This window comes from Pseudomonas sp. B10 (genome assembly GCF_900156235.1).
Lineage (GTDB): Bacteria > Pseudomonadota > Gammaproteobacteria > Pseudomonadales > Pseudomonadaceae > Aquipseudomonas > Aquipseudomonas siliginis.
The window spans coordinates 3453844-3466182 of sequence record NZ_LT707063.1; the positions used below are offsets into that span (position 1 = coordinate 3453844).

A 12339-nucleotide genomic window follows, 5' to 3' on the forward strand; every position below is an offset into this window, starting at 1 on the left:
GGCATTCGCCAAGGAAAATCTGTCCATGTACACGCCACGCGCCTTTGCCATCGAAGACTTGTCCCAACTGCACGAACTGATTCTCGCCACGCGCCTGGCCATTCTGGTCAGTCACGGCGAAAGCGGCCTGCAAGCCAGCCACGTGCCGGTGCTGCTGCACCGCGAACAGGGCGAATACGGCACGCTCTACGGCCATCTGGCCAAGGCCAATCCGCAGTGGAAGGACCTGCGGGACGGCGCCGAGGCCATGCTGATCTTTGCCGGACCAGACGCCTACGTCAGCCCCGGCTTCTATCCGAGCAAGGCCGAGCACGGCAAGGTCGTGCCGACCTGGAACTACATCGCCGTGCACGCCTACGGCCAGGCCGAGACCTTCAGCGATGGCGGCCGGTTGCTCGACATCGTCAGCACCCTCACCGACCGCCACGAAGCGGGCCGTGCCCAGCCGTGGTCGGTGGACGATGCGCCAGCCGAATACATCGACACCATGCTCAAGGCCATCGTCGGTTTTGCCATTCCCATCGACCGCCTCGAGGGCAAACGCAAGCTCAGCCAGAACCGCAGCGCCGAAGATATTGCCGGGGTGCGCGAAGGCCTTGCCGCCAGCCCCGACGCCAACGATCAAACCCTCGCCCGCCTGATGCGCTAAGGAAATCACCATGACTCAGATCGACATTCGCCCGGTCAGCGCCAACGACCACGCCGCTTGGCTGCCGTTGTGGCAAGCCTATTTGCGCTTCTACAACACGGAACTGCCGGACGCTGTCACCCAAAGCACTTGGCAGCGTTTTCTCGATCCGAACGAACCGACCCACGCCGCCCTCGCCTGGGCCGAGGACAAAGCGTTGGGCATGGTGCATTACATCTATCATCGCTCGAACTGGAGCATCGAAAATTCCTGCTATCTGCAGGATCTGCTGGTGGTGCCCGAGTCCCGTGGCACCGGTGTCGGTCGGCTGTTGATCGAGCATGTCTACGCTACCGCCAAGGCTGATGGTTGCTGCAAAGTCCACTGGCTGACCCATGAAACCAACGCCACGGCGATCCAGCTCTACGAGCGCATTGCCGAACGTCCGGGATTCATCCAGTTTCGTAAAGCCCTTTAAGGAGACGCGCACATGACCGCTTCACTCGCTGACTGGAAAGGCGTCCCCGCCCCCTCCGCCACCCTGCTCGAGGGCCGTTTCATTCGTCTGGAAAAACTCGACCCGGCGCGGCATGCCGAGCAACTGTACGCCGCCCTCGAAGGGCCGGGTGCCGATCCGAAGCTCTGGGATTACTTGCCTTACGGTCCGTTTCCCGAGCGCAGCGCGTTCAACGACTGGCTGAACAATCATGCGGCCAACAGCGACCCGTATTTCTTCAGCGTCATCGACCGTGCGACTGGTCAGGTGCAAGGCATCCTCAGCCTGATGTCGATCGTCCCGGCGCAGGGCCGCATCGAAATCGGCCACGTCACTTTCGGTGCGCCAATGCAACGCTCGCCGAAAAGCACCGAGGCGGTGTACCTGCTGGCCAAGTATTCGTTCGAGCTGGGTTACCGGCGCCTGGAATGGAAGTGCAACAACGGCAACGCCCGCTCCAAATACGCGGCCGAGCGTCTGGGTTTCAGCTTTGAAGGGGTGTTCCGCCAGCACATGGTGGTCAAGGGGCAGAACCGCGACACCGCGTGGTATTCGATTCTGGATGGGGAATGGCCAGCGATTGGTGCCGGGTTCGAGCGCTGGTTGAGCGATGAAAACCAGACGCCTGACGGCCAACTCAAAGGTCTGGCCGAATGCCGTAGCTGAACTTCACAGATACCCCTGTGGGAGCGAGCCTGCTCGCGAAGGCGGTGTGTCAGTCACTGAAAATATTGACTGACTGACCGCTTTCGCGAGCAGGCTCGCTCCCACAATTGGCGGGGTCTTTCTTAACGACGCAGTTCTTGCGCCAGCACCGCAATGTGCTCTGGCCCGATTCCGCAGCAGCCACCCAGATGACTGGCGCCGCGCTGTTGCCAGTCCAGCGCCCAGTGCAGATACCCCGGCGGATCAAGATCGTCACGCAACGGGTCGAGCCCGTCATTGGCCGTGGCTTCTTTCGGTTGCGGAGGAAATGCGTTGGCATACGCGCCGATATTGATCGTGACGCCGAGACGTTCAAAGGTGGCGCGCGCCGCGTCGATGGCTGCGCCAATCACTTCAGGCTGACTGCAGTTGAACAGCAGGGTTTCGACGCCGAGTTCAGCCGCCACCGCAGCCGCTTCGGCCACTGGCTCGCCAGAGCGCAGGCGCGGCACTTCATCGGTGTCTTCATCCTTGAGGGTGAAAGACAGCCAGAACGGTTTGCCGTCCTTCGGCAGCCCGGCGTGGATAGCGCGGGCCTCGATAATCGAGCTCTGGGTTTCCGCCAGCCACAGATCAACATGTGGCGCCAGACCGTTAACCAAAGGCGTCAACAGTTCGGTCACGCGACCAGTCTCGAACAGATCCGGACGGTACGAACCAAACAGCGGCGGTAATGAACCGGCAACACGCACTGCTTTGCCCGACGCCTGCACGGCACGCCGCGCCAACTCCCCCGCCAGTGCCGCAAGCGCCTGGCCTTCAGCCGCAAAGCGCGCCTCGCCAATGTGAAACGGCACCACCGCGTAACTGTTGCTGGTGATCACATTGGCACCACTGGCGATGTAAGCGGCATGCACCGCTTCGACCGCCTGCGGCGCTTCGCTCAGCGCCAGTGCCGACCACTCCGGTTGGCGAAACGGCGCGCCGGCGCGTTGCAACTCGCGGCCCATGCCGCCATCGAGAATGACCCTGTTCGCTGCGCCCATATGCTTTTCACTCATATGCTTATGAAAATAACTCACTATCAGAGTCGTTCTTATAACTATTTAATACGCACCACTCGGTTAATAACAACCTCTTTTTTCAACAGGAATCGACTGTGAAACTCCAACCGCTATTGGCCCTGGGCCTGACCATTCTGGCCGCATCCACCCAAGCCTTCGGCGGCGCGACGCTGGACCGCGTCGAACAGAAAAAAGAGCTGGTCGGCGTGCTCATGGAAAGCTATCCGCCCTTCTCGTTTCTCAATGAGCAGAATCAACTCGACGGTTTCGATGTCGACGTTGCCAAAGCGGTGGCGGACAAGCTTGGCGTTAAACTGCGTCTCGAAACGCCGTCCTGGGACGTGATCGCCGCCGGCCGCTGGAGCGGGCGCTACGACATCTGCATCTGCTCGATGACCCCGAGCAAGGCCCGCGCCGAAGTGTTCGACTTCCCGGTCGAGTACTACGCCTCGCCAGCGGTAATCGTGGTCAATGCCAAGGACGATCGCATCCACAGTGCCAAGGATCTGAGCGGCAAAAAGGTCGGCCTGACCAGCGCCTCCAGCTACGAAAGTTATCTGAACAAAAACCTGGTGATCGAAGGCGCCGAGGATACGCAGTTGCAGTATCCGTTCGAGGATGTGCAGATCGCCCCGTACGACACCGACAACGTCGCCTTCCAGGATCTGGGCCTGGGCGCCGGCGTGCGCCTGGATGCGATCCTCACCAATCTGGTCACCGCACAGCCGCGCCTGAATCAGGACCAGCGCTTCAAACTGGCCGGTGAACCGCTGTACTCGGAACCCAACTCGGTGGCCATCGAAAAGGGTGACCCGCAGTGGGACGCCAAGGTGCGCGAGGTGTTCGCCCAGCTGAAACAGGACGGCACCCTGAGCAAGCTGTCGCAGAAATGGATCGGCGCCGATATCAGCCAATGACTTCCTTTCCGACCCCGCCCCAGCCACCGCAACCGGTGGCTGAAACCCGCCTGCAAAAGCTTTTCGGGTTCCGTACGCGCCTGTACCTGACGTGGGCGGCGCTGTTCTGCCTGTTCGCTGGATTCTTCCTCAGCTTCGACCTGAAGTTCGCGATCATCCTCGATAAACTGCCCAACCTCGTTGGCCTGAAGCTGGCGCCGAACGGCTTCCTGCAAGGCGCAGCACTGACCCTGTTCCTCTGCGCCTGCTCGATCATCGCCTCGTCACTGCTCGGTTTCATCACCGCGCTGGCGCGCCTGTCGAGCAGCGCCGTGGCGTTTGGCATCGCCAGTTTCTACACCTCGTTCTTTCGCGGCACGCCATTGCTGATCCAGATCCTGCTGATCTACCTCGGCCTGCCGCAACTGGGCATCGTCCCCGGCGCCATCGTCGCCGGCATCATTGCCCTGTCGCTGAACTATGGCGCCTACCTGAGCGAAATCTTCCGCGCCGGCATCCTCGGCGTCGATCACGGCCAACGCGAAGCATCCCTGGCGCTGGGCCTGCGCGAAAGCGTGATCTTCTGGCGCATCACCCTGCCCCAGGCCATGCGCACGATTATCCCGCCGACCACCAACCAGTTCATCTCGATGCTCAAGGACTCGTCGCTGATCTCGGTAATGGGCGTCTGGGAAGTAATGTTTCTCGCTCAGTCCTACGGGCGCTCAAGCTATCGCTACATCGAAATGCTCACCACGGCGGCGATCATCTACTGGCTGATGTCGATCGGGCTGGAGCTGATTCAGGCACGGATGGAGCGGCATTACGGCAAGGCGTATGTGCGGCGTGGCTGAAGCGTATTCAAACGGTGTCCCGACGTATCCGCACAACGCCCATTTTCATGCCGAACGGGCGGAACACCGCGTTCAGCGACTTCAGGGTCTGATTGCCTTCGCCATGTTCGATATGCACCAGCGTGCGCACTGAGATCTTGCACATCTTCGCGAACTGAGTCTGATGCAGACCGGTGACTTCGACCCGTAAACGGCGCACGGCGTCACCGATTTCCAGAGTGCCTTCGGCCAATGATTGCTGAATGCTTTCGATGAGCGCCGTGCGCTCGAGGACGGTCAGACTCATTGCAGGTCCCACTCTTTCAAACGTTGCTCGAGGTTTTTCAGATGAACGCTCGGGTGATTCATGGTTCTGGCGGGCAAACCGCTGGCCGCAAGAATATCCGGCAGTGCGGCCAGACGGCGGGCATCCGCGCGCAGGCCTTCGAACAGCGCAGAGGCATCCAGCCCCGCCAACGAATCGTGCGGATCTGCGCTATCGGCCAATACGCGGCAGACACCTCGCCAATCGACATCTCCCGCCCGCTCCAACTCTTTTGGCCATTTGGTCGTACGAGTCACGCCTTCGTCATCCATGACCATCGGGGCGAGGTCATAGATCGGCGCGAGTTGGAAAGCGTTCTCTTGCCGGATGATCGCCGTGTTACGACCGTGGTTATCTGAGTTTCCGAGGATTTTATTGATCAGGTCGCGACGCAGATAATCGGCAACGAGGCCGGGAATCTGGCTGGCCTGACCCGCTTTGCGCCAGAGCCCGGCGAGCATGCGGATCACTTCCAGATGATTCATGGCGCTGCCTGGCGTCGTCACTTCTGCCAGCGAATAAATCGATTCGACGGCGAAACGCGACACCGCCCCATCTTTCACTTGTCGATCAAAACGCCGCATCCACAAACTCGGTTTGTTCGCCTCTTCCAAGGCCAGACCTTGTGCCGCGACCGTTTCGATGCCCAATGTCTGCAGCGCTTTGTAGTAATGGAATTCGCTGCGCAGGATGTCCTGGTCGGTCTGCCCGCCCCTGTTTCTGGCGAATTTCACGAACCAGTGCTGTCGCACTTCTTCATCGTCCAATACCGCATCGGGATACAGAAGCCCGGCGCTGTTCTCTGCCAGTAAGAGCTTCGGAGCTTCCCCACCTGCCCCCGTCGCGCCACCGATGGCCGCGCCCAGCTCGTAGGCATATTCAAGAAAGCGGTTGTCGCGGCTAATGACCTCCTCGCGCTTGAATCCGATCGGCTTCCTGTCATCGACTGCTTCCGCCGATTCCTTTATTCGCATGTTGCCAATGGGTGCCGGTGTACTGCGACCCAGCAGAAACAGATCGGCGCTGATCTCGGCGGGTCTTTCCTGACCCAGGCGGGCGAGCAGAAACCGCTTGGCTGCGCCTGCCGGTGCGATGTCGTGGACAAAGGCTGGTGTCTTCGCGCGCCGACCTTCCCAATCCAGCGGATACAGGGCACTCACGGCTTGGGAAAAAGGCGACCCGATCAACTCGATGTTTTCCACCAGATAGCCCGCTTCATAGCCAAAACTGCAGCGGCTTTCGAAGCCTTTTTGCGGATCATCGAAGTCAAGAGTCATCGCGTCGTGCCATTGCCCGGCGGTGAAGATCTGGAGTGTCAGGTTATACATGCTGGTTCCGTACGCATTTTAATGCGTTTCAAGAAAGAGAAATCCTCGATAATTGCAATATAGTGCATTCTGTCAGCCAAAGACGCCGTAAATTTGCAACATAATGCACATTAGCCTTCGCTATTGGCTTCATAAGTGCAAAATAATGCAGAGAAGCGTTTAACATCACGCTGATAAAAATGCCGTCTTCAAGCGAAAGCTGTAGGAAAAAGAACAAGCGGCGCCGCGCAAAAGAATTGTTTGCGAAATCCGGTGAGGATTTTCCACAGAACGATCCGATGTCGCCTGCATGGATGTGGGAAGCGGCCGACATCGATTTTTTTCGGGCAGCAATAGAGTTGGGTCTTCTCGATAAGGAGGTCGAACTTGATGCCCACTCAATACCTATTCGCACCAAAACACCTGGCTCTGGCTATTTCATTGGCAATGGGTTGCGTAGCGCTGGCTAACGCCGAGCAATCCACTGAAGCAATCGAGCAGCCCCCAAGCATGGAAACGACGGAGCAGCCCGAAGCCAACCCCAAGCAACAGGCTTTGGAACGGCTCCAGGGTTTTCTCAACGATGCGAGCACAGTGCCGATTTCCTTTACGACACCGGAAACCGTGTTCAAAGGGACTGACGTCAACGACTTGATCACCCTTGCAGACGGGGCAAGCTTCACTGGCCGGCTGGATGGCGGCAAGGGCGATAACGTGTTGTTCCTGAATGCTGCGGATGGCGGCACGTTGAACGACACGCGCAACTTCAATGGGTTATTCGTCGCCCAAGGAAACTGGACGCTGAGCTCAAAAGGCGATTTCCATGAAGGCGTTATGGTCAACAGCGGTGGAGCGTTGACCAACCTCGGCAGCATCAAGGGCGATGTGTATGTCCAGAATGGTGGCAGTTTCGCCGGTAAAGGCACGGTGGGAAATCTTGAGGTGGGTGGGCTGCTCACCGTCAATGCAGCGCTTGGCGCACCGCGAGTGAAGGGTAATTTGCACTTGGCGCCCGGTGCCGAACTTGCTTACGAGGTCACTCCCGCTGGTGGTCAGACGATCAAGGTCGATGGTACAGCTCAGCTTGACGGCGCGACCCTGAAAGTCGTCGCGGCGGGTGAATATCCGCAGAGCAGCCAATACAAAATCATCGAAGCCCGTGAGGTGAAAGGCGAGTTTGGCCGGATCGAGAACGATCTGGCGTATATGACGGCCACGGCTCAATACAACAAGAAGTCGGTTGGGCTGACTTACGCTCGCAATGGTGAACCGCTTGAAAGCCTCGCTCCTACAGAAAATGCGGGCGCACTTGCAGGAAGTATTATAGAGCCAGAGCAGCCGACTTCTCCCGCTGTACCGATCGCAACAACGCCCGCTCCAGCTTCAATGACAGCGGGGATCGCAACTCCAGCCCCCGCCCTGACCTCAGTTGCGACCTTGATTGAAGACTCCGCATCGGTGGAATCATCGATACCCGACGAAATCGTAACTGCACAAACCACCGCACAGCCCGCGTTGGAGCCTGCAAAGCCCATTAACACCGCCGTCGCCGCACTGCTGACCAGCGATAAAACCACCGCGCCCATCGCCCTCGATCAACTTGCCGCCGGCAGCAACGCCAACCTCGCCAAAGCCACGCTGAGCAGTGTCACACCCGTCAGTGCGAGCATGCTTTCGGCGATGCGGCAGCTGGACAATCATTCCGCCTCGACCTACGGCTCGCGCAGTTCACCGCGTCAGGCCGCAGGCAACGAAGACTCCGGACGGGTGTGGGTTCAGGCGCTGGGCCACGGCGGCAAGGTTGACCGCGACGCTGACGGCATCCTCCAACATGCCACGCAAGGGCTGGTCGTGGGTGCTGACTGGCGACTCGATGAGCACTGGCATGTCGGCCTGCTTGGCGGCAAATCGCAGACGAAACTCGATGCCCGCCAGTACGACGGCGACCTCGACAGCTGGCACCTCGGTGCCTATGCCGTGCGTCAGGACGGCCCGCTGTCTTTGCGCCTAGGTGCGACCTACGCCAGCCATGACGGCAGCAGCACACGGCGGGTAGCGTTCAAGGGTTTCAGCGATCGTCTCAAGGGCAATTACGACGCCAATACTCAGCAAGCATTTGCCGAGGCCGGGTTCAACCTGGGCCGCAACAACGTGACCCTCGAACCCTTCGCCAGCCTCGGCTATCAGCGCTATCAGCGCGACAGCTACAACGAAAAGGGCGGCGACGCGGCGTTGAAAGTCTACGGCCAGACCCGCGACAACTTCAGCAGCACCTTCGGTCTGCGTGTTGCGCGGGTCAATACGCTGGATAACGGCATGCATTTAACCCCGCGATTGAGCGCAGGCTGGAAACATACCTACGGTGACATCGACAGTGACACCCGCCAGCAACTGCGCAAGGGCGGCAAGCGCTTCGAAGTGACCGGCGCGGCACTGGATCGGAACAGTCTGTCGCTGGATGCGGGGCTCGATCTTGGTCTTTCGGCGGCGCACACACTGGGCGTGGGCTTAACGGGTGAGCTGGGTAATGACAGCCGAACGTATGGCGTGGCGGGTCAATGGCGCATGGCGTTCTGATGGATTAAGCACGCCTCCTGTGGGAGCGAGCCTGCTCGCGAAAGCGGTGGATCATGCAAAGATGCTATTGGCTGACCTGGCGCATTCGCGAGCAGGCTCGCTCCCACATGTGATCCCTGGCAATGACCTGACAAGGTCGGAAAATCACAGGCAAAAAAAGGGGAGCACATGCCCCCCGAGGTTTAAAGCGTTGGATCGCGACTGTTATCTCAGCCTTCGATCTCGATGAGGATTTCGCCCGGGTTGACCCGGTCGCCCTTGGCCACATGAATAGCGGAGACCTTGCCGCCGATGGCAGCCTGGACTTCGGTTTCCATCTTCATCGCTTCGGTGATCAGTACCGCCTGGCCAGCCTTGACGGTGTCGCCCTCCTTGACCAGCACATCGACGATGTTGCCGGGCATGGTGGTGCTCACGTGGCCTGGTGCCGAGGCCTGTTTGCGTTTGCTGCTGCCACCACCGACGAATTCGTTGAGCGGTTCGAACACCACTTCTTCCGGCATGCCGTCGATGGACAGATAGAAGTGGCGCTTGCCTTCGGCCTTGACGCCGACACCGGTGATGTCGACGCGGTAAGTCTCGCCGTGGACGTCGATGACGAACTCGGTCGGCACGCCTTCGCCACCCGCCGAGGCAACGGCGCCCGCTTCCGGGATAGGCAGCAGCACTTCAGGGGTAAGGGTGCCGGCGGCGCGCTCTTCGAGGAATTTGCGGCCGATGTCCGGGAACATGGCGAAGGTCAGTACGTCTTCTTCGGACTTGGCCAGTGCACCGATATCGGCACGCAGCTTGGTCATTTCCGGCTTGAGCAGATCGGCCGGGCGCACGTCGATGACGTCTTCGCTGCCGATCGCCTGACGCCGCAGCTTTTCATTGACCACGCCCGGCGCCTTGCCGTAGCCGCCCTGCAGATACAGCTTCACTTCGTTGGTGATGGTCTTGTAGCGCTCGCCGGCCAGTACGTTGAAGAACGCCTGGGTGCCGACGATTTGCGAGGTCGGGGTCACCAGCGGCGGGAAGCCGAGGTCTTCACGTACGCGCGGGATTTCTGCGAGCACTTCGCCCATGCGGTTCAGAGCGCCCTGCTCTTTCAACTGGTTGGCGAGGTTGGAGATCATCCCGCCCGGCACTTGGTTGACCTGCACACGGGTGTCGACGGCGGTGAATTCGCTTTCGAACTGGTGGTACTTCTTGCGCACGGCATAGAAGTACAGGCCGATTTCCTGGAGCAGCTCCAGATTCAGGCCGGTGTCGTACTCGGTGCCCTTGAGCGCCGCGACCATTGATTCGGTGCCCGGGTGGCTGGTGCCCGAGGCGAAGCTGGAGATCGCGGTGTCGATGTGATCGGCGCCGTTTTCGATCGCCTTGAGCTGGCACATGGCGGCCAGACCGGCGGTGTCGTGGGAGTGGATGAACACCGGCAGCGACTGCTCGGCTTTCAACGCGCGCACCAGTTCACCGGTGGCGTATGGCGTGAGCAGACCGGCCATGTCCTTGATCGCCACCGAGTCGCAACCCATGGACTCCATTTGCTTGGCCTGGGTGACGAAAGCGTCGATGGTGTGCACCGGGCTGGTGGTATAGGCGATGGTGCCTTGCGCATGTTTGCCGGCAGCTTTCACCGCTTCAATGGCAACGCGCAGGTTACGCACATCGTTCATCGCATCGAAGATGCGGAACACGTCGATGCCGTTCACCGCTGCCTTGGCGACGAAGGCTTTGACCACGTCATCGCTGTAGTGGCGATAGCCAAGCAGATTCTGCCCGCGCAGGAGCATTTGCAAACGGGTGTTGGGCAATGCCGCACGCAGTTGGCGCAGGCGCTCCCACGGGTCTTCCTTGAGAAAGCGCACACAGGCGTCGAACGTCGCGCCGCCCCAGCATTCCAGCGACCAGTAGCCGACCTTGTCGAGCTTGTCGCAGATAGGCAGCATGTCTTCGGTGCGCATGCGGGTGGCGAGCAGCGATTGGTGAGCGTCGCGCAGGATGGTATCGGTAACGAAGATCTTCTTAGTCATTGGTATCTCCTCATAGCGGCAAGCTTCAAGCTACGAGCAGCAAGAAAAAGCCAATCTGCTTTTACTTGCCGCTTGCAGCTGAAAGCTCGCAGCTGCTTCATTCATAGGCCTGCGTGGGCGGCAATGGCGGCGGCGATGGCCAGGGCCAGCTCTTCGGGTTTGCGCTTGATCGAGTAGTTGGTCAGTTCCGGGTGGCTTTCAACGAAGCTGGTGTTGAACTGGCCGCTACGGAATTCCGGGTTGCGCAGGATTTCCTGGTAGTACGCGGCGGTGGTCTTCACGCCCTGCAGACGCATGTCGTCGAGGGCGCGCAGGCCACGGTCCATCGCCTCTTCCCACGTCAGTGCCCAAACCACCAGTTTCAGGCACATCGAGTCGTAGAACGGTGGAATGGTGTAACCGGTGTAGATCGCCGTGTCGGTGCGCACGCCCGGGCCGCCGGGGGCGTAGTAACGGGTGATCTTGCCGAAACTCGGCAGGAAGTTGTTCTTCGGATCCTCGGCGTTGATACGGAACTGCAACGCAAAGCCACGGTGCTGAATGTCTTCCTGCTTCACCGACAGCGGCAGGCCGGAAGCGATGCGAATCTGCTCGCGGACGATGTCGATGCCGGTGATTTCTTCGGTGATGGTGTGTTCCACCTGCACCCGCGTGTTCATTTCCATGAAGTACACCTCACCCTCGGCGAGCAGGAACTCCACGGTACCGGCGTTCTCGTAACCCACAGCCTTGGCCGCACGCACCGACAGGTCGCCGATGTAGGCGCGTTGTTCCGGGGTCAGCTGCGGACTGGGCGCGATCTCGATCAGCTTCTGATTGCGGCGCTGGATCGAGCAGTCACGCTCGAACAGGTGCACGACGTTGCCGAAGCTGTCGCCAAGGATCTGCGCTTCGATGTGCTTGGGATTGACGATGCATTTTTCCAAGAACACTTCCGCCGAACCGAAGGCCTTGGTGGCTTCTGATATGACCCGGGGGAAGTTCTGTTCGAGTTCTTCGCGGCTGTTGCAGCGACGGATACCGCGACCGCCACCACCGGAGGTGGCCTTGAGCATTACCGGGTAACCGATGCGGTCGCCTTCGACCAAGGCTTCTTCGATGCCGGAGACGTTGCCCTCGGTACCGGGCGTCACCGGTACGCCGGCCTTGATCATGCTGCGGCGCGCTTCGGTCTTGTCGCCCATGCGCCGGATGACTTCCGCCGACGGGCCGATGAATTTGATGCCGCGCTCAGCGCAGATTTCCGCCAGCTCGGCGTTTTCCGAAAGGAAGCCGTAGCCGGGGTGCAGCGCATCACAGCCGGTTTCCACCGCCAGGTTCACCAGCTTGCGCGGGTTCAGATAGCCGGCCAGTGGCTCGGCACCCACGCTGTGGGCCTCGTCCGCACGCTTCACATGCAAGGCATGGCGATCGGCGTCGGAGAAAATCGCAACCGAGCGAATGCCCATTTCGGCGCAGGCTCGTACGATGCGTACGGCAATCTCACCACGGTTGGCGATCAGGATCTTTTTTATCACTTGGAGGTTCCCTTGAGCCGGTGGCACCACGAC

The 12339-nt window shown here is 60.0% G+C and carries 12 protein-coding genes; 7 read left to right on the plus strand and 5 right to left on the minus strand.

The window, feature by feature from the left end:
• Positions 1–25: 25 nt before the first annotated feature.
• From BXA01_RS15720 to BXA01_RS15730, 3 genes are read left to right on the plus strand one after another with little or no spacing between them, the layout of a single operon-like run.
• Positions 26–649, plus strand: coding sequence for an FMN-binding negative transcriptional regulator (locus BXA01_RS15720; protein ID WP_076564626.1), 624 nt, complete (start codon positions 26–28; stop codon positions 647–649).
• A 10-nt stretch (positions 650–659) separates the two neighbouring features.
• Positions 660–1106, plus strand: a complete 447-nt coding sequence (locus BXA01_RS15725) for a GNAT family N-acetyltransferase (protein WP_076564628.1) — start codon at positions 660–662, stop codon at positions 1104–1106.
• A 12-nt stretch (positions 1107–1118) separates the two neighbouring features.
• Positions 1119–1790, plus strand: coding sequence for a GNAT family N-acetyltransferase (locus tag BXA01_RS15730; protein ID WP_076564630.1), 672 nt, complete (start codon positions 1119–1121; stop codon positions 1788–1790).
• A gap of 122 nt (positions 1791–1912) precedes the next feature.
• Here the strand turns inward: BXA01_RS15730 and BXA01_RS15735 are convergent, their stop codons facing one another.
• Positions 1913–2815: a homocysteine S-methyltransferase family protein gene (locus BXA01_RS15735; protein ID WP_076564632.1), complete on the minus strand. Its 903-nt coding sequence runs from the start codon at positions 2813–2815 to the stop codon at positions 1913–1915.
• A gap of 113 nt (positions 2816–2928) precedes the next feature.
• On the opposite strand from BXA01_RS15735, the gene BXA01_RS15740 reads away from it, so the two are divergent.
• Together BXA01_RS15740 and BXA01_RS15745 are read left to right on the plus strand one after the other, a co-directional pair.
• Positions 2929–3750 (plus strand): ABC transporter substrate-binding protein, encoded by an 822-nt coding sequence (locus tag BXA01_RS15740; RefSeq protein WP_076564634.1) that lies wholly within the window; start codon positions 2929–2931, stop codon positions 3748–3750.
• Positions 3747–4583 carry an amino acid ABC transporter permease gene (locus BXA01_RS15745; protein WP_076564638.1) on the plus strand — a complete coding sequence of 279 codons (837 nt, stop codon included), beginning with the start codon at positions 3747–3749 and terminating at the stop codon, positions 4581–4583. The genes BXA01_RS15740 and BXA01_RS15745 overlap by 4 nt, the downstream gene beginning before the upstream one ends.
• A 7-nt stretch (positions 4584–4590) precedes the next feature.
• Here the strand turns inward: BXA01_RS15745 and BXA01_RS15750 are convergent, their stop codons facing one another.
• Together BXA01_RS15750 and BXA01_RS15755 are read right to left on the minus strand one after the other, a co-directional pair.
• A complete protein-coding gene (locus BXA01_RS15750) occupies positions 4591–4869 on the minus strand; it encodes a helix-turn-helix domain-containing protein (RefSeq protein WP_024014849.1) in 279 nt (92 codons plus the stop codon).
• Positions 4866–6215, minus strand: coding sequence for a HipA domain-containing protein (locus BXA01_RS15755; protein ID WP_076564641.1), 1350 nt, complete (start codon positions 6213–6215; stop codon positions 4866–4868). Before BXA01_RS15755 ends, BXA01_RS15750 begins: the two co-directional genes overlap by 4 nt.
• Before the next feature lie 179 nt (positions 6216–6394).
• On the opposite strand from BXA01_RS15755, the gene BXA01_RS27125 reads away from it, so the two are divergent.
• Complete coding sequence (locus BXA01_RS27125) at positions 6395–6664, plus strand: hypothetical protein (RefSeq protein ID WP_172833991.1); 270 nt, start codon at positions 6395–6397, stop codon at positions 6662–6664.
• Positions 6585–8771, plus strand: a complete 2187-nt coding sequence (locus BXA01_RS15760) for an autotransporter family protein (protein WP_076564643.1) — start codon at positions 6585–6587, stop codon at positions 8769–8771. The genes BXA01_RS27125 and BXA01_RS15760 overlap by 80 nt, the downstream gene beginning before the upstream one ends.
• Before the next feature lie 209 nt (positions 8772–8980).
• Here BXA01_RS15760 and oadA read toward each other — a convergent pair whose 3' ends face one another.
• Together oadA and BXA01_RS15770 are read right to left on the minus strand one after the other, a co-directional pair.
• Positions 8981–10789: a sodium-extruding oxaloacetate decarboxylase subunit alpha gene (gene oadA / locus BXA01_RS15765; RefSeq protein ID WP_076564645.1), complete on the minus strand. Its 1809-nt coding sequence runs from the start codon at positions 10787–10789 to the stop codon at positions 8981–8983.
• Between the two features lie 101 nt (positions 10790–10890).
• On the minus strand, positions 10891–12306 hold the full coding sequence (locus BXA01_RS15770; RefSeq protein WP_024014853.1) for an acetyl-CoA carboxylase biotin carboxylase subunit: 1416 nt from the start codon (positions 12304–12306) through the stop codon (positions 10891–10893).
• Between the last annotated feature and the right edge of the window lie 33 nt (positions 12307–12339).

Excerpts from the sequence above, each read along its gene's own strand:
- oadA (WP_076564645.1), bottom strand. The coding sequence starts at position 10,789 with ATGACTAAGAAGATCTTCGTTACCGATACCATCCTGCGCGACGCTCAC.
- BXA01_RS15750 (WP_024014849.1), bottom strand. The coding sequence starts at position 4,869 with ATGAGTCTGACCGTCCTCGAGCGCACGGCGCTCATCGAAAGCATTCAG.
- BXA01_RS15760 (WP_076564643.1), top strand. The coding sequence starts at position 6,585 with ATGCCCACTCAATACCTATTCGCACCAAAACACCTGGCTCTGGCTATT.
- BXA01_RS15730 (WP_076564630.1), top strand. The coding sequence starts at position 1,119 with ATGACCGCTTCACTCGCTGACTGGAAAGGCGTCCCCGCCCCCTCCGCC.
- BXA01_RS15725 (WP_076564628.1), top strand. The coding sequence starts at position 660 with ATGACTCAGATCGACATTCGCCCGGTCAGCGCCAACGACCACGCCGCT.
- BXA01_RS15720 (WP_076564626.1), top strand. The coding sequence starts at position 26 with ATGTACACGCCACGCGCCTTTGCCATCGAAGACTTGTCCCAACTGCAC.
- BXA01_RS27125 (WP_172833991.1), top strand. The coding sequence starts at position 6,395 with ATGCCGTCTTCAAGCGAAAGCTGTAGGAAAAAGAACAAGCGGCGCCGC.
- BXA01_RS15735 (WP_076564632.1), bottom strand. The coding sequence starts at position 2,815 with ATGGGCGCAGCGAACAGGGTCATTCTCGATGGCGGCATGGGCCGCGAG.
- BXA01_RS15755 (WP_076564641.1), bottom strand. The coding sequence starts at position 6,215 with ATGTATAACCTGACACTCCAGATCTTCACCGCCGGGCAATGGCACGAC.
- BXA01_RS15745 (WP_076564638.1), top strand. The coding sequence starts at position 3,747 with ATGACTTCCTTTCCGACCCCGCCCCAGCCACCGCAACCGGTGGCTGAA.